This is a genomic window from Eubacteriales bacterium (assembly GCA_041390245.1).
Classification (GTDB): Bacteria; Bacillota; Clostridia; order Christensenellales; family JAWKQI01; genus JAWKQI01.
Map to the genome: position 1 here is coordinate 530,981 of JAWKQI010000001.1, position 21,215 is coordinate 552,195.

24 protein-coding genes are annotated in these 21,215 nt (G+C 38.8%); 7 read left to right on the forward strand and 17 right to left on the reverse strand.

Annotated features, from left to right (window positions below):
- Positions 1–14 precede the first annotated feature (14 nt).
- The 3 genes from rapZ to R2876_02725 are packed head-to-tail and all read left to right on the forward strand — an operon-like array spanning position 15 to position 2,089.
- Entirely contained in the window at positions 15–869 is an 855-nt protein-coding gene (gene rapZ / locus R2876_02715; GenBank protein ID MEZ4357528.1) for an RNase adapter RapZ, read from the forward strand.
- Between the two features lie 24 nt (positions 870–893).
- Positions 894–1,838: a DNA-binding protein WhiA gene (gene whiA, locus R2876_02720; protein ID MEZ4357529.1), complete on the forward strand. Its 945-nt coding sequence runs from the start codon at positions 894–896 to the stop codon at positions 1,836–1,838.
- A gap of 5 nt (positions 1,839–1,843) precedes the next feature.
- A complete protein-coding gene (locus R2876_02725; protein ID MEZ4357530.1) occupies positions 1,844–2,089 on the forward strand; it encodes an HPr family phosphocarrier protein in 246 nt (81 codons plus the stop codon).
- Positions 2,090–2,102: 13 nt separating this feature from the next.
- Here the strand turns inward: R2876_02725 and R2876_02730 are convergent, their stop codons facing one another.
- From R2876_02730 to R2876_02755, 6 genes are all read right to left on the reverse strand, one after another.
- Positions 2,103–2,468 (reverse strand): helix-hairpin-helix domain-containing protein, encoded by a 366-nt coding sequence (locus R2876_02730; protein ID MEZ4357531.1) that lies wholly within the window; start codon positions 2,466–2,468, stop codon positions 2,103–2,105.
- A 20-nt stretch (positions 2,469–2,488) separates the two neighbouring features.
- Complete coding sequence (gene uvrC, locus R2876_02735; GenBank protein ID MEZ4357532.1) at positions 2,489–3,937, reverse strand: excinuclease ABC subunit UvrC; 1,449 nt, start codon at positions 3,935–3,937, stop codon at positions 2,489–2,491.
- 1 nt (position 3,938) lies between these two features.
- A complete protein-coding gene (locus R2876_02740) occupies positions 3,939–5,345 on the reverse strand; it encodes a penicillin-binding transpeptidase domain-containing protein (protein ID MEZ4357533.1) in 1,407 nt (468 codons plus the stop codon).
- Positions 5,345–6,595, reverse strand: a complete 1,251-nt coding sequence (locus R2876_02745) for an FtsW/RodA/SpoVE family cell cycle protein (protein ID MEZ4357534.1) — start codon at positions 6,593–6,595, stop codon at positions 5,345–5,347. Before R2876_02745 ends, R2876_02740 begins: the two co-directional genes overlap by 1 nt.
- Positions 6,592–7,107, reverse strand: a complete 516-nt coding sequence (locus R2876_02750; protein MEZ4357535.1) for an FHA domain-containing protein — start codon at positions 7,105–7,107, stop codon at positions 6,592–6,594. The genes R2876_02745 and R2876_02750 overlap by 4 nt, the downstream gene beginning before the upstream one ends.
- 76 nt (positions 7,108–7,183) lie before the next feature.
- Positions 7,184–7,381: a hypothetical protein gene (locus R2876_02755; GenBank protein MEZ4357536.1), complete on the reverse strand. Its 198-nt coding sequence runs from the start codon at positions 7,379–7,381 to the stop codon at positions 7,184–7,186.
- A gap of 104 nt (positions 7,382–7,485) precedes the next feature.
- On the opposite strand from R2876_02755, the gene R2876_02760 reads away from it, so the two are divergent.
- The 3 genes from R2876_02760 to R2876_02770 are packed head-to-tail and all read left to right on the forward strand — an operon-like array spanning position 7,486 to position 9,535.
- Positions 7,486–8,340, forward strand: coding sequence for a DUF5685 family protein (locus R2876_02760; protein ID MEZ4357537.1), 855 nt, complete (start codon positions 7,486–7,488; stop codon positions 8,338–8,340).
- Between the two features lie 3 nt (positions 8,341–8,343).
- Positions 8,344–8,961, forward strand: coding sequence for a DnaJ domain-containing protein (locus R2876_02765; protein ID MEZ4357538.1), 618 nt, complete (start codon positions 8,344–8,346; stop codon positions 8,959–8,961).
- Between the two features lie 43 nt (positions 8,962–9,004).
- Positions 9,005–9,535, forward strand: coding sequence for a hypothetical protein (locus tag R2876_02770; protein MEZ4357539.1), 531 nt, complete (start codon positions 9,005–9,007; stop codon positions 9,533–9,535).
- Between the two features lie 49 nt (positions 9,536–9,584).
- Here the strand turns inward: R2876_02770 and trpS are convergent, their stop codons facing one another.
- The 3 genes from trpS to R2876_02785 form a co-directional block, all read right to left on the reverse strand.
- Positions 9,585–10,595: a tryptophan--tRNA ligase gene (trpS, locus tag R2876_02775; GenBank protein ID MEZ4357540.1), complete on the reverse strand. Its 1,011-nt coding sequence runs from the start codon at positions 10,593–10,595 to the stop codon at positions 9,585–9,587.
- A 15-nt stretch (positions 10,596–10,610) separates the two neighbouring features.
- Entirely contained in the window at positions 10,611–12,089 is a 1,479-nt protein-coding gene (thrC, locus tag R2876_02780) for a threonine synthase (protein MEZ4357541.1), read from the reverse strand.
- Positions 12,090–12,183: 94 nt separating this feature from the next.
- Positions 12,184–12,600: a hypothetical protein gene (locus tag R2876_02785; GenBank protein ID MEZ4357542.1), complete on the reverse strand. Its 417-nt coding sequence runs from the start codon at positions 12,598–12,600 to the stop codon at positions 12,184–12,186.
- Positions 12,601–12,756: 156 nt separating this feature from the next.
- Here R2876_02785 and R2876_02790 point away from each other — a divergent pair, with 156 nt between their 5' ends.
- Positions 12,757–13,290 (forward strand): nitroreductase family protein, encoded by a 534-nt coding sequence (locus R2876_02790; protein ID MEZ4357543.1) that lies wholly within the window; start codon positions 12,757–12,759, stop codon positions 13,288–13,290.
- A gap of 34 nt (positions 13,291–13,324) precedes the next feature.
- Here R2876_02790 and gpmI read toward each other — a convergent pair whose 3' ends face one another.
- The 8 genes from gpmI to R2876_02830 all read right to left on the reverse strand — a co-directional run bounded on the left by gpmI (position 13,325) and on the right by R2876_02830 (position 21,080).
- Positions 13,325–14,869: a 2,3-bisphosphoglycerate-independent phosphoglycerate mutase gene (gene gpmI / locus R2876_02795; protein MEZ4357544.1), complete on the reverse strand. Its 1,545-nt coding sequence runs from the start codon at positions 14,867–14,869 to the stop codon at positions 13,325–13,327.
- Positions 14,870–14,879: 10 nt separating this feature from the next.
- The gene (tpiA, locus tag R2876_02800; GenBank protein ID MEZ4357545.1) at positions 14,880–15,626 is read right to left on the reverse strand and encodes a triose-phosphate isomerase; all 747 of its coding nucleotides are present in this window, start codon (positions 15,624–15,626) and stop codon (positions 14,880–14,882) included.
- A gap of 42 nt (positions 15,627–15,668) precedes the next feature.
- Positions 15,669–16,853, reverse strand: a complete 1,185-nt coding sequence (locus R2876_02805) for a phosphoglycerate kinase (GenBank protein ID MEZ4357546.1) — start codon at positions 16,851–16,853, stop codon at positions 15,669–15,671.
- A 96-nt stretch (positions 16,854–16,949) separates the two neighbouring features.
- Positions 16,950–17,411, reverse strand: coding sequence for a tRNA (cytidine(34)-2'-O)-methyltransferase (locus R2876_02810; protein MEZ4357547.1), 462 nt, complete (start codon positions 17,409–17,411; stop codon positions 16,950–16,952).
- Positions 17,412–17,432: 21 nt separating this feature from the next.
- Positions 17,433–18,584: a DUF362 domain-containing protein gene (locus R2876_02815; GenBank protein ID MEZ4357548.1), complete on the reverse strand. Its 1,152-nt coding sequence runs from the start codon at positions 18,582–18,584 to the stop codon at positions 17,433–17,435.
- Positions 18,585–18,588: 4 nt separating this feature from the next.
- Entirely contained in the window at positions 18,589–19,410 is an 822-nt protein-coding gene (locus R2876_02820; protein MEZ4357549.1) for a Cof-type HAD-IIB family hydrolase, read from the reverse strand.
- A gap of 6 nt (positions 19,411–19,416) precedes the next feature.
- Positions 19,417–20,550, reverse strand: coding sequence for an aminotransferase class I/II-fold pyridoxal phosphate-dependent enzyme (locus R2876_02825; GenBank protein MEZ4357550.1), 1,134 nt, complete (start codon positions 20,548–20,550; stop codon positions 19,417–19,419).
- A gap of 35 nt (positions 20,551–20,585) precedes the next feature.
- Positions 20,586–21,080 carry an Lrp/AsnC family transcriptional regulator gene (locus R2876_02830; GenBank protein MEZ4357551.1) on the reverse strand — a complete coding sequence of 165 codons (495 nt, stop codon included), beginning with the start codon at positions 21,078–21,080 and terminating at the stop codon, positions 20,586–20,588.
- Positions 21,081–21,215: the final 135 nt, after the last annotated feature.

A 21,215-nucleotide genomic window follows, 5' to 3' on the forward strand; every position in this document is an offset into this window, starting at 1 on the left:
AAAGGAGATATAATATGCGCTTTTTACTGGTAACAGGCCTATCAGGCGCCGGGCGTTCAATGTCACTGAAACGTCTTGAGGATAATGGCTTTTTCTGCGTAGATAACCTACCTCCTGCACTTATATACGATTTTGCACATCTTTGTCATACGAAAGAAACACCGATAGAAAAAGTAGCTGTTGTAGTAGATACCCGTGTCGGTACTATGTTCGACGAAATATATTCCGCAATAGACAGGCTAAAAGAGATACCCGGAATAGATTTTGAAATCCTATACCTAGATGCAAACGACGAAACTATTATAAAACGTTTTAAACAAACAAGGCGTATGCATCCTCTTTCTCATGGTAGTGTAATAAACGGTATAAGTATGGAGCGTTCTAAGCTCAAACGAATAAAAGATATGGCCGGCAGTATCATTGATACTTCTTCCCTTTCGCCAAAACAGTTAGGTGCGATTATAGACCGTTTATACAGCCCGGAAACCCAAAATAAATTCGTTATTACGGTAGTCACTTTCGGGTATAAACACGGTATACCTATGGATGCAGATTTAGTGTTTGACATGAGGTTTATTCCAAACCCATTTTACCAGGATAATCTTCGTGATAAAACCGGTTTGGATAAAGACGTAAGGGACTATGTTCTGTCCTTCCCCAGAACCAGCTTTTTTATAAAAAGTATAGCCGACCTGGTAAACAAGTTGGCACCTTATTATATGGAACAGGATAAAAGAAGCTTGGTAATCGCCATCGGTTGTACCGGTGGGCAGCACAGAAGCGTTGTTGTAGCCGAGGAGTTATATAAGCTGTTTAAGGCACAAAATCATTTGGTTAACATTGAGCACAGAAACGTAAAGATGAAATGATTAATAACAAAGAGGGCAGGAGTTATGTCTTTTTCTTCCGTGGCTAAAAATGAATTATCCCGTCTGCCAATCAATAAGGAATGCTGTGCAATAGCGGAATTGTCAGGGATTTTACGCCTTTCCGGGAGTATAATACTTTCAAATTCCGGTTTTTCTCTAAAAGCAAGAACATCCAATGCAGCTGTTGCCCGGCGTATATTCTCTTTGCTAAAAGAGCTATTTAACATATCTCCTGAAATAGAAATGCACGAAGTGCCGATTAGGACCGGGCACTTATATAGCATAGTTATAAATTCAGATAAAGCGCGCATTGTCGCAGAAAAAACTTATCTTATAGATAATGAAGGCGCAATAAGAAATGACATACTCTCTTCTTCTATTATAAAAAAGCGATGCTGTAAAATAGCGTTTTTAAGAGGGCTGTTTTTAGGTGGCGGTTGCGTTACCACCCCTGAAAAGATGTATCATTTAGAAATGGTGTTTTCATCGGAGCAGCTTGCCAAAGATGTATGTAAAATTTTAAATAATTTTAAATTTAATGCGCGAATAACAAGGAAAAAAGAAAATTTTATAGTATACATAAAAGAGGGTAACAAAGTAGCCGAATTCATGTCCTTTATGGGCTGCCATGAATCCCGTTTAAAGCTTGAAAATGTACGCGTTATAAAAGAAGTCAAAAATAACGTCAACCGTGCGGTGAACTGTGAGACGGCAAATCTATCCAAAACTCTAGACGCCGCTTTTAAACAGATAAATAGTATAAATTACATTAAAGATACAATAGGTTTAGAGGCTTTACCGCCTCCGCTGCTGGAAGTAGCTATGCTGAGGATTTCTTCACCGCCGGATACACGGCTTGAAGACCTTGGGAAAATGCTAAATAAGCAGATTGGCAAGTCCGGTGTCAACCACCGGCTAAATAAAATAAATGAAATCGCAGATAATATAAAAAGTGAAAGGAAGAAGTGATTTTTATGCTAAAACGTAAAATTACAAATAACTTAAATGGCGGCCCCGCTCTTAATGCCGATGTAATAGTCAGGCTGTCATCATCATTCGACTCGCAGATATATATAGAAAAAGACTTAAAAAAGATAAACGCCAAAAGTATAATAGGTGTTTTATCTTTATCCTTAAAACCAGGTGACGAAATAACAGTAATCGCTTCTGGAAAAGACGAATCCGAAGCCATGGAGGCATTAAACGTTATAATGTCTTAAAATTTTACCTGGTTTACGCATGAAAGTATTCATAAATATTTTTCGCGGCTAAACTGTCTATCCCATTGACTTTAGACAGTTCCTCCACTGTTGAATTTTTTATATTTTCTATGCTTTTAAACGCGGTTAATAGGGCCTTAACTTTCTTTGGCCCTATTCCTTTTATTTTTGAAAGTTCTGAAAATTTAGCATTTTTCTGCCTTAAAGTCCTATGATATGTAATGGCAAACCTATGCGCCTCATCCCGAATACGCTGTAAAAGTTTTAATGCCTCGTCTCTTTTGTCTATCAAAAGGGGCGTTTTTTCAAATGGCAAAAAAACTTCCTCGTTTTTTTTAGCAAGCCCGATTGTAGGTATGCTTTCAAGCCCCAGCGAGATAAGCGCATCGTAAGCAGCGCTTAACTGCCCTTTTCGCCGTCTACGACTATCAAATCCGGCCTTGAAGAAAAGTTCCCTCTGTCGCCTTCTTTTAAAAGACGCAAAAAACGCCTCTCAATAGTCTCCTGCATAGATGCAAAATCATTTGCACCTAAAACCGTCTTAATCTTAAAATGCCTGTATTCCTTTTTGTCCGGCTTACCGTTAGTGAAAACGACCATAGAGGAGACACTGTCCGTCCCTTGTATATTTGAGATGTCATAACATTCTATTCTGGTAATATCGTCCTGGAGGCCTAAGTATGCTTTTAGCCTCTTTGCTGCCCCTATCGTCTTGTCGTATTCGCGCTGGCGATGTTTTAGCTTGATATTTAGCGTTTCACTTGCGTTTTTATATGCCATATCAACTAAGTTTTTATCTTCCTTTAAACGCGGTATTTTTATATAAACGCGCTTTCCCCTTTTCTCACTTAGCCACTCCGTCAGTATTTCTTTGTCCTCTATTTGCTTGTTAACTAAAATTTCCCGAGGAATATATGCCTTGCTTATATAATACTGGAGCAAGAAATATGAAAGTATCTCGCCCTCTCCTTCATTTAAAAAAGTTAAATTAAAACTTGCCGTTTCATTTAGTTTTCCACTTCTAATGAAAAAAGCCTGCACGACTGCGCTTCCCTCATCAGAAGTTATAGCAAAGACATCTTTATCGCTAAGATGCGGCGTTGTTGCCTGCTGTTTTTGCATCATCATTTTAACGCCCTCGATCTTATCGCGGATTCGAGCACATCTTTCATACTCCATCTTTTCAGACAGCTCTTCCATCTCTTTGCTAAGTTTTAACAAAAGCCCCTCTCCGTTGCCAGATAAAAAATCTATGATTTCATCTATTATGCTGTCATATTCTTCTTTTAAGACATTTCCCGTGCAAGGAGCTAAACATCTGCCTATTGCAAAATTAAGGCATGGCCGTTCTTTTCTCTTCTGTGCCTTTGATATATCCTTTTTACACTGGCGCATCTTAAATGTCCTTGAAAGGGTATCGAGTACGTCTCTTATAACTATAGCCGAAGTATACGGCCCAAAATACTTGGCCCCATCTTCTTTAATGCTCCTAACGACTTCTACTCTCGGATAATTCTCATTTAAATCTATCCTTATATATGGGTAGTGCTTGTCGTCCTTTAAAAGTATATTGTATTTGGGCATGTGTTTTTTTATGAGATTGCATTCAAGTATCAATGCTTCTTTTTGAGATGCAGTCATTACATAATCAAAATCTGCTACTTTATCTACCATAGCCGAAACTTTTGCGTCTTTTATAGTAGACGAAAAGTATTGCCGTACCCTGTTTTTTAAAGATACAGCTTTGCCAACGTAAATTATATTGCCAAAAGCATCTTTCATTATGTAAACTCCCGGAGAATCCGGGAGTAATTTAAGCTTCTCAGTTATATCCTTAGCCGTTTGCATTTTAATATCCTAACTCCACAGCCTTTTTAAATACTTTAGATGCAATGGGCGCTGAATTCTTTCCGCCTGAACCAGCTCCTTCCAATATAACTGCAATGGCAAGCGGATGGTCCTCATCGGCTATAAATCCCGTGAACCATGCATGCTCTTTTGTTTCACCGCCCTCAGTATATTCAGCAGTGCCCGTCTTCCCGCCTATAGTCAAACCTTCAACAGCAGCGGATTTTCCGGTTCCGTTTTTTACCTCACTTATCATAAGCTGTTTTAATACGCTTGCCGTACCGCCGGTAGCATCGCTTTTAAAGACCTTGGAAGGGGAATCAGTCTCATTTCCCTCAGCCGTTGTCACCGCCTTTAATAGCATAGGCTGCATCATCGTTCCGCCGTTAGCTATTGCACCTGATATCATTGCCGAATGAAGCGGGGTAATCAAGTCTTCATACTGGCCTATTCCAGATAATGCTACGTTTTCATCATAGTCGCTTTGAACATAGTCACTTTGATAAAGTATCATATCGTTAAATAAAAAGTCGTAGTTAAACCCATACTTTTCAGCAACGGATAAAAGCTTTTTAGAGCCTATTTCTTTGGCCATGGTTGCAAAATAAGTATTGCATGAGACGTTAAAAGCCTCCTCTAAAGTAAGTTCGCCGTGCGCCTTACCTCCTGCGCATTCTATGGTTATCCCGCCAATATCAACACTGCCTGTACAGGTATAACTCTCGTCTTGTAGCCCTTCTTGGATTATAGCTGTAGCCGTTATTATCTTAAACGTAGATCCAGGAGGATACTTGCCCATAGTAACACGGTTAAAAAGCACAGTAGAGTCCTCGTCGTCTGCATAGTCACTAACACTTAACGGGTCAAAGCCTGGCTGTGAAACCGAGGCTAATATCTCACCCGTTTCATAATTTATTAAAACTATAGCTCCCGAATTATCACCCATAACAGACGCTGCGTATTTACAAAGCTCAGAATCTATAGTTAAAGTGACGTCGCTGCCTTTGCGTTTTTCGCCTGTTATCAGTTCACCGACTCTGGATACTATATCCGAATCAAAACCAAAGAGGTATTTTGCATATAAAAGCTCGGCTCCCTGTGTCATACCATAATTGTCGCCAAGAGTATGAGATATCGCTATCCTTGTGTCTGTATCCGATATGTATTGTCTCTCTCCGTCTTCCGTCCATGCAAGTTTAATGCCGTTGGTATCCAGTACGCTGCCTTTTATTACATTTGAGTTTGCAGCTTCCAGGCGCTGATTATATGGTGAAGCAAACCAGCGTTCACCGTAAACTGTAACTGCGTAACCTAAGTAAACTATCATTCCTGAAAAGAGTATTACGAATACGGATATTATGAATTTCATATTCTTTTTTACGTTAATGGTTTTTTTAGCCTCGCTCATTATATTACATCACCTCCTATGCTTCTTATCTCTTTAACATCCTTAATTCCATTTTTAATGGCAATACCTTGTATAATACCGACTAAAATCATACAAGACCACATAGAGCTCCCGCCGTAGCTTATAAACGGAAGTGTTATACCTGTTAATGGTATCATCTTTATTACGCCTGCTATTATTATAAAACACTGCAGGCTAAGCATTGCCGTACATCCAAATACTAAAAGCTGCTCGTGCTTTTCCCTTGCATTTAATGCGATTAGTGCTCCTCTTAATATAAATACAAGATACAGCACGATCAGTGCGATACCAAATATGATCCCAAATTCCTCACATATGACCGCAAATATAAAATCCGTGCTATTTGCCGGAATAGACTGTGGTGTTCCAAGCGACAAGCCCGTCCCGAAAAAAGAACCGCTTGCAATTGCCATTAATCCCTGTACAATCTGATAGCCTTCTCCATAGTAAACAGCCCACGGGTCCTGCCAAATTTCAACTCTCACCCTAACATGCGAAAAAAGCTTATAGCTGGCAAAAGCACCGATTCCTAAGACTCCGATACCCCCAAGCGTCCATAATTTACTGCCTGTTGAAACAAAAAATATTATAAGGAATGAAAGGGCAAAAAGCATAGCCGCACCTAAGTCTTTAGATGCAACCAATATTAAGATGCATGCTCCGCTGAATATAGCATACGGTAGTAAAGACAATATCCTGTCTCTTTTAGAAAAATAATAAGCTGCTGAAACTAGAAACGTTATTTTGGCAAATTCGCTTGGCTGAAAGCTAAATGGCCCTATTCTTATCCAGTTCTTAGCTCCGCCGATAACACGTGCAAAGATAAGCGCCATAAGTAAAAGCCCCGCCGTTGCAGCTATTAAGAGCCAATTTATCTTGCCAAAGTTCAAATTGCTTTTAAAAAACATTATTGCTATATACATGGCAATAATGCCGGATACAAACCAGACAAGCTGTTTCCATCCGGTTTCTGAATTTATTCTATACTGCATTACAAGTCCGATAGATACGAGTGTTATACAGCATACCAGCACTATCCTGTCAGGATATTTAAATATTTTATTTGTAACATTGTAAAATATAAGCATTACGGCGGCGATCGTCCCACCCATTATTAGCGCGTTATAGTCTATGGTCTCGTCTTTAAAGGCAAGCAGTATAAACGCAGACAAAACAAACACCATATTTAACATCAAAGCAGCAGTAGCACTTCTTCTTACAAACGTCATACTGTTTCCTCCTTTAAATGTATCAAAAGAGCAGTGCCGCCTATCAAAACTATATCGCCACTAGACAATGTACGCTTTGCCTTGATTTTTTGGCCGTTTACCTGAACAACAGCATTTTGATTTGGAGTTATGATTACTTTGTTTTTTTCTTTTACTATGCTTGCGTGTTTTTTTAATACCCCGTTGCCCGAAATAATGATATCAGACTTACTTGAGCTCCCTATAGAAGTTTCTATTGATATGCCAAAACGTGCTGCAGTATAATCCTCATCATCGGAATATACAACTTCGGCAAAACCTATGTAATAACCGGCAAATGCCATTATCCGTTTCTTTTCCCTGTATTCGTTAAAAGATACTAAAACTAAGCCTGCCACCAGGATTACAAACAGGGCAAGAAAAAAATACCTCATAATAAACGCTATGTTTTCATAAGCTCCCATAAACTCACCGTCTGTATTTATATTAATAAATATTATACCATAACTTATCGTCAATAAATAGATTGCCACACTTAACAACTAAAAAGACGGCTTAAATCAAGCCGCCTTAAAACCTATTTGAAAATATATTTTAAACTGTAGTTAATTACCTATAATCCATTCGAGAATCTTTATTTAAAAAAGATGTGCCCCGGTCTTTATACCTTAAATCATTTGTTTGCCCTTGGTTACAGCATTGGTTATTAACTCTGTTATTAAAATTATTGCCAGGGCCACTATCATCTTTTTTATATATCTCTCTTATATCCTCTATGCTTCTGTATCTACTACAGTTACAGCTCATATCAAATACCCCTCTCTTTTGTTATAATATATAGTATGAGCTGCATATACTTTAAGTTCACAATCGTAAGATCTATGGTATAATATATTTTTTAAGGAGCGCATATGTTTGGATACGTAATACCATTAAAACCTGAGCTTAAAATTAAGGATTTTCAAAAATATAGAGCATATTATTGCGGGCTTTGCAAGGAGATACATAACTACTCCTCACTGTCGCGTTTAAGCTTAAGTTATGATGCAACGTTTTTATATATATTTTTATCTTCGCTTGCAAACGATGAAGAAAACATCGTTGAAAAAAGATGTGTTGTAAATCCGCTTTCAAAAAAGCGCCCGGTCTGCAACACAATCCATGCAGATTATGCCGCTGCTTCAAACGTTTTGCTTTCCTGGCATAAATTTTCAGATGCCGCAAAAGATGATAGAAATATCTTTTACTATATGCTAAAATGGTTATATTCGGGCCCTTATAAACACGCCTCTTTAACTTGCCCCAAACTAAGCGAATGCATGGCTAGAGACCTTGCTCGTCTTGCGCAAATAGAAGAGGAAAAAACTGCGGATCTAGATATTCCGGCAAACGAGTTTGCCAAAGTAACCGGAAACTTATTTAGCCTAAGCCCAAATGTAGATGATGAAAAAAGAGAGACGCTTTTTTCTTTTGGCTTTAACCTGGGGCGTTTTATATATCTGATAGACGCATACGATGATATAACAAAAGACATTAAAAGCAAAAGCTATAACCCGTTTTTGCTTAAGTATAAATACTCAAATGAAGATATAGGAAAATTTAAAAAAAGAATTTACGAAGAAGCTTCATTTAATCTGTATTATTCGCTTGCACAGGCTGCCCGTGAATATGAAAAGCTGGAAATTATAAAAAATAATGATATATTAGATAATATTATATATTTAGGTCTAAAAAACAAAACTATCTCGGTATTGGAGGAAAAGTAGTCAATGGATCCATATAAGGTTCTGGGGGTATCCAGAACCGCATCAGACGAAGAAATTAAAAAAGCATATCGTGCTTTAGTAAAAAAATATCATCCGGATCAATATGGCTCAAACCCATTAGGGGAATTAGCAGCCGAAAAACTAAAATCTATAAACGAAGCATACGACTTAATAACACGCGAGCGTACCGCCGGAAAAGCCGGCTCGTCAAACTATGGCGGAGGCTACGGCAGCGGGTATAATAGTGGGTACAGGTCTTCTGGTTCCACTCCCGAATTTGCACGCGTAAGAAGTTTTATACAGGCCGGTAATTTGGCCCAGGCAGAAATGATATTGGATTCTATGTCTGCCAAGCCTGCAGAATGGCACTTTTTAAAAGGAGTTATACTTCAAAGAAAAGGCTTTTACGATGGGGCTCGTCAGCACATACAAAATGCATACAATATGGAGCCAAATAACCCGGAATATGCTACCGCCTTTGCGCAGATGAACGGCCAGAGAACCGGATACCAAAACTTTTATGGAAATTCCGCAAACCCCGAAAGCTCATGCTGTGAATGGTTAAGCTGCCTTTGCTGCGCCAATTCCTGTTGTGACTGTTTTGGTGGCGGCTGCTGTTAACATACGCCCCAAAACCTCTTCATATATTTAAAAAGGAGTATTTATGAAACGGTCGATGCAAAAGCAATTTAAATCACATAGAATAAGCCTGGCGGCTATGTTTACCGCCTTTTCACTATTGTTTTTATTTTTATCATCGATACTGCCTTTTGGAAGAGTGACTATGTACTTTTTATCCTCTATATTTATCTCCGGTATTTTATTGGAAGATGACTTTTCGCTTGCCTTGCTTTCCTTTATGGCTACATCGCTTTTATCACTGTTGATATTGCCGGATATTATAAGAGTTGTGCCTTTTGTCTTATTTTTCGGGCACTATGGCATAGGCAAAAAGTATATAGAAAAAATAAAAGACAAAGTAATATCGTTTATATTAAAACTGCTATATTTCAACATATGTATGGCACTTATTTACTTTGCGGCATCCTCTGTCTGGTCACAGGATTTAAGCCTTGATCTCCCTTTATGGCTGATCATCGCTATCATGGAAATAGTATTTGTTCTATATGACATTGCATATTCAAAAATCCAGGAGTTTTACTGGATCAGGATAAGGCGCTGGCTTACAAGGTGATTTAAAAAAGCAGGTAGTTAACTACCTGCTTTTCTTTTATAATATTTTATTAAAGTTTATTCGGCGCAAGCCCAACTTTTTTATACACTTTATAAAGTGTCTTAATGGCATCTTTAGATGCTTCTTCTCTTCCTAAAGCCATTATTTCATTTAAATATGCCTTATCTGCCCTTATTTTTTCAAAGCTTTGCTTTATCGGTCTTAGTTCCTCAACAACGGCCTCGGCTACTGAGGCTTTCAAGTCCCCATAACCTTTACCCGCAAATTCATCTTCTATTTCGTTTATGCCCTTTTTTGTTATTGCAGAATATATGGTCATCAAGTTAGAAACGCCGGGCTTATCTTCTGAATATTTTATGCGGTTTTCACTGTCTGTAACGGCGCGTTTTATTTTTCTCACAATAGCATCCGGCTCGTCTAGAATAGTTATAAAGCTCTGGTCGTTTTCGTCGGATTTAGACATCTTCTTTTCCGGTTCAGCAAGGCTCATTATCTTGGCGCCTACTTTTGGTATATATGGTTCCGGAACTTTAAAAACATCGCCGTATAAGTTATTAAAGCGGATAGCTATATCCCTCGTTAACTCAAGATGCTGTTTTTGGTCTATTCCTATCGGGACCAGATCTGTTTGATAAAGCAAGATATCCGCAGCCATTAAAGCAGGATAGGTAAAAAGCCCCGCATTTATATTTTCCGCATGCCTTTGGCTCTTTTCCTTAAACTGTGTCATACGGCTAAGTTCACCGGTATAAGTATAACAGTTAAGTACCCAGGCAAGTTCAGCATGTGCACTTACATGGGATTGAAAATACATTATGTTCTTTTTAGGATCAAGGCCTGCCGCAATCAGTATAGAGAGTACGTCTAAACAGCGCCGCCTTAACTCTGAAGCCACTTGCCGCACTGTTATAGAATGCAGGTCTACTACACAATAGTAGCATCTATATTGATCCTGGAGCTTAACCCATTCCTTTATAGCTCCAAGATAATTTCCGATAGTCAAATTTCCAGATGGCTGAATCCCTGAAAATATTACCTGTTTGTCATTAGTTTCGCTCAAGTTTATTTCCCCCGTTTACTTTATAATATCTAAAACTGCCTGTTGCATCTCATTTTTTTCAACTGTTTTAGTATGAAGTATCTTTTTCCCTTCAAGTTCTGCTATATTTTTAGGTATTTTGGCTCCCGTTATCTCGTTTAAGCGATTTACTGCTCCAAATACGTCCTCATCACTAAACTTTTCATCTGTAAATATATTTAACACATCGAATACGAATTTATACGGGTTAGCAGTTGAAGCGATTATAGTCTTAGTCTTATCTCCTGTTTCCCTTATATAATCGTTATAGACTTTTACAGCAACGGCAGTATGGGTATCTATCAAATAATTATACTTGTCAAATGTTTCTTTAATAGTTTTTCTAGTGCCTTCTTCATCCACCCAGCCGGCATAAAATTCATTTAGCTGGTTCAGCTTTTCGCTGATGGAATATCCCTTTTTATCTTTAAGCTCGATCATCCACTTAGACACCGTCTCCTTATCCCTTCCCGTTATCTCATATAAAAGGCGTTCTAAATTGCTCGAAATAAGTATGTCCATAGACGGGGATATTGTTTTATAAAACTTCCTGTCAAGTGAGTAATTCCCGCTTTTAAAGAAATCTGTAAGCACATTATTGGCATTAGATGCACATATCAGCTTTTTAACAGGCAGGCCCATTCGTTTTGCATAATATGCCGCCAGTATATTGCCAAAGTTCCCTGTCGGCACTGCTATATTTATCATTTCCCCTTTAGCTATATCACCGTTTTTAACGAGCTTGGCATAAGAATTTATATAATATACGATCTGCGGGACCAGCCTTCCAAAGTTTATTGAATTAGCAGAAGAAAGCTCATATCCTTTGTCGTTTAAAAGCTTCTTGAACTTGCTGTCAGCAAATATCTTTTTAACGCCAGTCTGGCACTCGTCGAAATTGCCGTTAACGGCTATTACATGTGTATTTTTTCCCTCCTGTGTGACCATCTGCAGTTCCTGCAACTTAGATACTCCTTCGTTAGGATAAAATACGCATATATCAATCATCGGGGCATCCATAAACCCGCTAAGTGCAGCTTTTCCGGTATCACCGGACGTTGCAACTAAAACAAATGTCTTATTGCTGTTCCCCTTTTTCTTCTTTGCTATAGCCAAAAGGCTTGGCAATACGGAAAGGGCCATATCTTTAAATGCAAGTGTTTTCCCATGCCATAATTCAAGTATAAATTTGTTTTCATCGAGTTTTACTAACGGCGCGACCTCTTTTGTGTCAAATCCGCTGTATGCCGTCATCGTTATATCTTCGATCTCTTTTTCAGTTAGTTCGTCTATATATTTATTAATAACTTTTGCACAAACTGAGTAATACGGCATGTCCTTAAAACTGACGATTTCGTCAATCGTTAATTCCGGGAATTTTTCCGGAACAAAAAGCCCTCCGGAATCGGCTATTCCTTTTATTATAGCTAAAAGAGAAGATGTTTCCTGCTCATCCCTCGTGCTTATAAAATCCATTTCTTGGTTTTTCCTCCACGCTTGAAATCTTAAATATAAAGCTAACCCATGCTTTTAGGTTAGCTTTATAAAAGCCAAATTTTTATCTGTACATTTAAATTATGTTTTCATACTTAGTTAAGAATTTCGGCATATCTTTTGCATCGGCACTTATTATCATAACCACATCAACATTATTTGCTTCAGTGACCTTGTCTAAATTTTTAAAGAAATCTTTCATTTCAGCGATATCTTCTTTTACAATATTGTTTAAACCATCTATAAATACGCATTCCAAGTCATAATTCTGCGACATCATACCGCAAATCAACCCATATAAACGATCTAGGGAATCAATGCCATATTCAGTAGTGTCTACAAATCGAATATCTCTTTTTAAGTCATACATAAGCCTGTTATCATCGTCGATAAAAACTGATACCCCTTTTGCAGTTTTCACGGATTCGTTTGCCATATCTACTATTTTCTTAGATTTTCCGCTTCCTTTTTTCCCATATAACATACGTATCATAGATTATACCTCCATCTTTATTAACTTAATTATATATTATTATCTTTTTTATTTCCATATGAAAGTTTAAATTATTAAAAATTTACTTTTTAAAAGTTAAATTGTTGGTCCCTAAAAATTTTTATGTTAAAATAAACATATATGGAGGACGTTTAAATGAAAAACTTTTTTGATTTAATAGCTTTAAGAGAAAGCTGCCGTAATTTTTCAGATAAAAAAGTAGACAGAAAAACTATTGTTTCCCTTATCGAAGCAGCCCGTCTTGCCCCTTCCGCATGCAACTCCCAGCCATGGAGCTTTTATATAGCCTGTGGCGACAAAGCAGCAGACGTTGCCAAATGTGTACAGTATCTGGGGGCAAACAGGTTCACGGATAACTGCTCCGCTTTTACCGTTGTCGTTGAGGAAAACGCCGTTTTATACGAAAGAGTGCTGCAGCTATTTAAAAACGATGAGTTTTCATCTATAGACATAGGGATAGCAGTTGCCCACTATTGTTTGGCAGCAACCGATTTAGGCCTCTCTACCTGTATCATGGGCTGGCTTAATCAGAAAAAACTTAAAGAAGTTTTAAACTTGCCTAAAGAAAAGCACGTAAGGCTGGTTATAGCAACGGGTTATGCCGCAACGGACACTCTTAGGAAAAAAACCAGAAAAGATTTAGACAGTATAATGCACTTTATAGACTGAAATTAAAAAGAGAAGCATCTGCTTCTCTTTTATTCTACTTAATTATCATCGTTTTGCCCGTCATTTCTTCTGGCACTTTAATTCCCATTAGATCGAGCATCGTTGGTGCAATGTCTGCTAAAATTCCGTCACTGCGGAGTTTTTTATCCTTAAATCGCTTGCTTACCAATATGAACGGGACTTTTGAAACAGTGTGTGCTGTAAACGGCTGCCCGCTTACTTTGTCTTTCATCATCTCCGCATTACCGTGGTCTGCCGTTACTATAGCTTCACCGCCCATATCAATAATGGCATTTATAACTTTATTAACACACTCGTCAACAGCTGTAACAGCAGCTACAGCAGCGCTCATAACACCAGTATGGCCGACCATGTCCGGATTCGCAAAGTTTAAAATCATAACGTCGTATTTACCGGATTTTATTCTTTCTACTGCTTCGTCCGCTACTTTACACGCGCTCATCTCCGGCTGCAGATCGTATGTAGCTACTTTTGGAGAAGGAATAAGGACTCTGTCTTCCCCTTCATTTGGCTTTTCCACGCCGCCATTAAAGAAAAAAGTTACGTGCGCATATTTTTCCGTTTCAGCTATCCTTAGCTGTGTTTTCCCGTTTGCGCTTAAATATTCTCCAAGTGTGTTTTTAAGGTTATGCGGTTTAAATGCAATATGTATATTTGTAAACGTCTTGTCATATTGTGTAAACGATACATAAAACAGTGGGAAAAATCCTTTTTTACGCGGGAACTCCGAGAAATCCTTTTGGATAAACGCCCGTGATATCTCCCTTGCACGGTCCGGCCTGAAGTTAAAAAATATCACCGAATCGTTTTCACCGATAGTTGCAACTGCCTTTCCGTTTTCATGTACTACCGTCGGCGATATGAACTCATCAGTCTCTCCTGCGTCATAAGCTGCTTTAACTGCACTTAAAGCATCGTTTGCCTGCTTTCCTTCTGATAAGACCAGCGCGTCGTATGCTTTGCTTACCCTTTCCCAGCGGTTATCCCTGTCCATAGCGTAATACCTGCCCATAACAGTCGCTATTTTGCCGCAGCCTATTTCGTTTATCTTTTCATTCAACTGCTCTATATAACTGTATCCGCTCTTTGGAGGCACATCTCTGCCATCCATGAAACAGTGGATATAAACCTCTTTTACGTCGTTATCTTTTGCAAGTTTTAAAAGCGCATACAAATGTTCTAAATGGCTGTGAACTCCACCGTCTGATATAAGCCCCATCAAGTGTAGTTTTGTACCGTTCTTTTTTACGTTATCTATAGCTTCTAAAAATTCTTCATTATGAAAAAATTCTTTTGTCTCGATAGCTTTTGTTATACGTGTAAGCTCCTGGTATACTATACGCCCGGCTCCAATATTTAAGTGGCCAACCTCAGAATTGCCCATTTGCCCGTCCGGCAATCCTACGTTTAAGCCACTTGCACTTATTGTAGTCATTGGATACTCTTCAATTAATTTTTCAATGTTTTTTATACCCGAAGCAAGTATTGCATTTCCTTCTCTTTGTTCGCGCCATCCAAATCCATCAAGTATAATAAGCGCGACTATATTTTTAGCCATTATATACTCCTTAATATTTAACTATTTTAGCAAATTCTTCTGCATTTAATGATGCCCCTCCAATAAGGCCGCCATCTATTTCCGGCTCTCTCATTAATCCTGAAATATTATTGCGGTTTATGCTGCCGCCGTAAAGTATGCGAACCTTGCTTGCCGTATTATCACCGTGAAGTTCGGCAACAGCTTTTCTTATTTTGCTAATAGTATCGTTTGCCTGCTCCTTAGTTGCAGTCATTCCTGTACCTATTGCCCAAATCGGCTCATATGCCAATACGAGCTTTTCAGTTTCTTTCGAACTTACACCGCAAAGTGCAAGTTTAGTCTGCATAGATACGAGTTCATCTGTTATTCCCTGCTCTCTTTGCAGTAAATTTTCCCCAACACATATTATCGGTATAAGCCCATGTCCTATTGCAGCTTTAACTTTTAAATTAACGGTCTCATCTGTCTCTGCAAAGTATTGCCTGCGTTCCGAATGACCTATAATCACGTATTCAACGCCAAGCTCTTTTAACATAATAGAAGAAATCTCTCCGGTATATGCCCCGTTTTCTTTAAAATGTAAATTTTGTGCACCAAGATGAATTTTTGTCCCAGCAATTGCGTCTTTAACTGCCGACAGGCAAATAAACGGTGTGCAAATTACAACGTCAACTTCTGCATCAGCTATAAGAGAAACAAGCTCTTCGGTTAGTGCGACAGCTTCTCCGATAGTTTTATGCATTTTCCAATTTGCCGCAATAATCGGCCTCCTCATGATAACTACCTCCGCGAATCTATATAAATTTATTATTAATAACTATTTATCATCAAGCGCGACAACGCCCGGCAATGCTTTTCCTTCCATAAATTCAAGCGAAGCTCCGCCGCCTGTTGAAATATGTGATATCTTATCTTCGAACTTCATCTGTTTGATTGCGGCAACAGAATCACCGCCGCCAATTATAGTCATCCCTTTGCAGTCTGCCATGGCCTGTGCAACAGCCCTTGTGCCTTCAGCAAAAGCCTCCCATTCAAATACGCCCATAGGCCCGTTCCATATAACGGTCTTTGCAGCTCTTACTTCAGTGGCAAACAGTTCCCTTGTCTTAGGCCCTATGTCTAAACCTTCCCAATCAGCCGGTATCTTGTCACTGTCTACTACTTTTTTCTCAGTGTCAGGCTTAAATTCTTTCCCTATCACGTTATCTACAGGTAAAAGAAGCTTTAACCCCATCTTTTCGGCATCTTTCATGATATTTGCGGCAAGATCGACTTTGTCTGCCTCAAGAAGAGATTTGCCTACTTCATAGCCTTTTGCTTTAAAGAAGGTATATGCCATTCCTCCGCCGATTATTAAAGTATCTACCTTTTTCATCAAGTTCTCTATAACACCGATTTTATCGGATACTTTTGCACCGCCTAAAATAGCCACGAAAGGCCTTTCTGCATGTTCTAAAGCTCCGCCTATAACGTTTAATTCCTTTTCAAGTAAAAACCCCGCTACGGAAGGTAAATATTCAGCGACTCCAGTAGTAGATGCATGTGCACGGTGTGCAGAACCAAATGCATCGTTTACATATACATCGGCAAAGCTGGCTAATGCTTTTGCAAACGCCTCGTCGTTATTAGTCTCTTCCTTATGGAAACGAACATTTTCTAAAAGGACTATTTCCCCGTCTTTCATATTTGCAACACAAGATTTGGCGCTTTCACCTATTACATCTTTTGCTAAAGTGACCTTCGCATTAACAAGCTGAGATAACCTGGCAGCTACAGGCTTTAGAGAAAATTCACTCTTAAATTCACCCTTTGGCCGTCCTAGATGCGAACACAAAATAACCTTTGCCTTTTTCTCTAAAAGGTAATTTATTGTTGGAAGCGCAGCCCTGATCCGTGTTTCATCCGTTATTTCTTGTTTATCATTTAGCGGAACATTAAAATCCACGCGAACTAATACTCTTTTTGAAGTTACGTCTATATCTTTTACAGTCTTTTTATTCATACTTATTCTCCTTTTTTATTTCAACCTTCACCAAATAATATTTTATTCATTTATTTGCAAAAAATCAAGTATAATGGGCCAAATAGTCATTTAAAATCACTTAAGGCTTAAAAAACCGCTTTGCCTCAATGCCTCATAAAGTACTATAGCCACACTATTTGAAAGGTTTAAGGAGCGCTGCCCTTCTTTCATCGGCACACGTATGGCATAATCGTAGTTGCCGTATATGAGTTCTTCCGGCAGCCCCTTTGTCTCTTTCCCAAATAATATATAATCGTTGTCTGTAAAAGCTACATCACTGTATGTCTTTTTAGCCTTTGTAGAGGCATAGTAATACCTGCCGCTATTCTTGGAGAAAAAATCCTCTAAATTATCATAAACGATAACCTGTGCATCTTTCCAATAGTCAAGACCTGCTCTTTTTAAATACCTGTCTTCTATAGAAAACCCGAGTGGTTTTATCAAATGAAGTTTTGCCCCCGTGATTGCGCATGTGCGAACTATGTTACCCGTATTCTGGGGTATTTCCGGTTCTACCAGAACTATATTAAATGCCATATAAAATGCCTCTTTTAAATTTTACTTAAACAGTTTTTCCGCCGTTGAAAAAATCCATGGGCGTTTTATCTTAATTGCCTTTTTCGGGCAAAGTTCATGGCAGCAATAACACTGTATACACGATTTTTTGGAAAGTTTTGGCTTTGAATTTACAACCCTTATGGCACCAGCTGGGCAGTTATCTTTGCATATCATGCAAGATATGCACTTATCCTTATCAAATGCCGGATAAAGAGCAAGGCACCTGTCTGCAAAACCTTCTAAGAATCCGGGGACGTACCCCTTTATAAGTTCTTGTTGAAGTGATACAGGCGTCTTTATTTTACACTTAAAATTATCTATAGCATCTCCCAAAAACTCTATATTTGAAATATCGCTTAAACAGATACTGCGCTTAATCGCTCTTTTTAAGACAGGGACATATCCTGCGTCCATTCCCACCATATGTGTAGCAGCTAGGTCCAGGCTCACCGCATCGTCTGAAGCCATCAAAGCCCCTATCTTGACAGGGTCTCCCGCTGCAGGGCCTTCTCCTTCCATTCCCCATATAGCATCTATAATGCTAAGTGACGGGTGGATAAACTCATATAAATCAATGAGCATGTCCGCAAAACGGTCCTTATCCTTCATTCTAAAGTGGTATTCCGCCTTAGTGACTCCGGGCACGGCACCATACATATTTTTAACGGCTCCGGTATATCCCATCATGCTGTGTGTTTTAAGTTTAGCTGCTGATATGATAACGTCAGCGTTAACTACAGGCTTTATAAGCCTTAAACTTTCTATATGTGAACCATGCCCAAATTCAACTTCAACGACGTCGGTATCATAATTTAGCTTTGCCCCGCTTTTTTCTGCCGCTTCGGTCATGCCTGTTGCATCGTATATTGCTTTTAATGCGGCTTTAGTGTAAATACCTCCGGGGCTTTCGGCGATAGTCACGTCTCCTCCGGCTTCTTTAGCAAGAGTACATATCGCTCTAACGATAAACGGATGAGTTGTTATATTTTGTCTGGGAGCTGCCTTTCTAAGCAAGTTAGGCTTGACAACTACCTTTGCCCCAGGGAAAATGAACTTATCTATTCCGCCGAGCAATGAAATAGCGTTTAAAAGTGTATCTTGTACCTTTTCGTACTCGTATTCATCGCACTTTAATATAGCAACTTTTCCCATTTAACTACTCTAAAGCAAAACGTTTGATTGCTTGCGCCGCCCCTTCTTCGTTATTAGTAAATTCCATTGTAAGATCCGCAATGCTTTTAAGCTCTTTAGCCGCATTTTTAAGTGCAACTCCAAGCCCCGCATATTCTATCATGCTAAGGTCATTGTCGCTGTCTCCAACGGCCATGATTTCATCGGACTCAATACCAAGCTTATCAGCCATTTCTTTTAAAATTACACCCTTTGATATTCCCGGTTTTAAAATCTCTAGAATATTTCTTGCCGAAGAGCACAAATAATAACTGCCTATTTCACTGAGTTCGTTTTTTAAGGAATTCATCTTTTCTTCATCGTCTTCTACTACTAAAATCTTTATAACGTCGTCATCGGTGTAATCAACTATTTCTTGAAAACTCAGGTCTTTTCTTAAAATGTCCTCATATCCTTTACCTATACCGTCTCTCCATATATCGTAAAGCTCAGGCCAAAACATGTGTTTTTCTGCCAGGATTTTTTCCTTAACAAAAACATGAAAATAGCAGCCGTATTTTCTTATTACTTCCATAGCCTTAATTGTTGCATCTGTCGTCAGCATTTCCTGTTTGTATATTTTTTCTTCGTCACGCATGTAAGCTCCGTTACAGCAGGCTATCGGTAGTTTGATTTTAAGATCACGTGCAAACCTTACTATGGTTGAATATACTCTGCCTGAATTTAAAAAGACCTCTATACCCCTCTTATGGCATTCATATATCGTATTTTTTGTTTCTTCAGTAATGATCAAATCATCGTTTATCAATGTCCCGTCAAAATCAAGTGCCACGAGTTTTATGTGCATGTTTATTTAAATCTCCTGTAAAAATTCGCGTATCCTGTTTAAAGCTTCTTCGATATTTTCAATAGATGAAGCATAAGAACAACGTATATAGCCTTCGCCGGCTTCGCCGAATGCATCTCCCGGAACACAAGCCACATTCTTTTCAAAAAGCAGCCTGGAACAAAATTCTTCAGATGAAAGGCCGGTTGAGGTTATATTAGGAAAGACATAAAATGCCCCTTCTGCCTCAAAACACTTAAGGCCCATTTCGTTAAATGAGTTATATATGAATTTACGCCTCCTGTCATATTGGATAAGCATTTCGGTTACTTGTGGGAAATCGTTTTCCATTTCATATTTAATGGCCTCATATCCCGCTGCCTGGCTTATCGTAGACGCACAGAGCATAGTATACTGATGGATCTTGCACATAGCACTTAAGATCTCTACCGGGCCAGCTACATATCCAAGGCGCCACCCTGTCATAGCAAAGGCTTTGGAAAATCCGTTTATTAATATGGTCCTTTCCCTCATACCTGGGATGGATACTATTGAAAAGTGCTTTCTTCCATATGTAAGTTCTGAATATATCTCATCTGCAATTACAATCAAGTCGTTTTCTTTAATAACGTCTGCTATATCTAGTAGGTCTTCCTTTGTCATTATCGCCCCTGTCGGGTTGTTTGGATAAGGTATGACTATTGCTTTAGTATTCTTAGTTATAGCCGCTTTTAATAAATCTCTCGTTATTTTAAATTTATTTTCTTCAACGACCTGCAAAGGTACTGGCACGCCCCCTGCTAATATCGTGTTTGGCATATATGAAACATAAGAAGGCGCCGGTATAAGTATCTCTTCACCGCCGTTTAATAGGGAACGAAAAGCTAAATCAAGCGCCTCAGAAGCCCCTGTCGTTACTAGTATTTCTTTCTCGGCATATGAAACCCCCGTTCTCAACTGCAAATATGCTGCTATTTGCAGCCTAAGCTTAGGCGAGCCCCAATTAGATGTATAATGTGTTTCGCCTCTCTCTATGGCATAAATAGCTCTCTCGCGTATGTTCCACGGAGTGACAAAATCCGGTTCACCTATTCCAAGAGAAATACAGTCTTTTCTCGTTGATGCAACGTCAAAAAACTTACGTATCCCCGATGGAGGCATATTTATTACATTTTTAGCTATTACTTTGTTATAATTCACGGTGAGACCACCAACCTTGTATCTCTTTCTTCTTCGGCAAATATAGCGCCCTGCTCTTTATACTTGCGCATAATGAAATGCGTAGCAGTTTTTCTGACCCCGTCTATAACCGCCAGCTTTTCAAAAACGAATTTCGATATCTTTTTAACATTATCGGATTCTAACATGACAGCCAGGTCGTAAGTGCCAGACATCAAATAAACTGCCTTGACTTCCGGGAAGCGATAGATTCTTTTTGCCACGTCATCGTATCCGCGGTCCCTTTGCGGAGTGACGCCCACTTCAACCAACGCTTCTGCATATTCACCTTCGAGTTTTTCACGGTTTATTACTGCACAGTATTTTGCAATTACCTTATCTTTTTCAAGCTGCTTTATCGTCAAGCCGACCGTTTCCTCATCTATTCCAATCATCTTTGTAATGTCGCTTGGCAATGCTTTTCCATTATTTTGCAAAATATCTAATATCTCGTTGGCTATTTTTTCTTCCATCTTAAATACCTCCTGGCTATTACGTGTAAATTACATACATTATTAAAAATATATTTTATCACTTACTTTTAATATTCGCAATTATAAACTGAAAAGACGCCTCTTAAAAGCGTCTTTTCATCAACAGTAAATTTT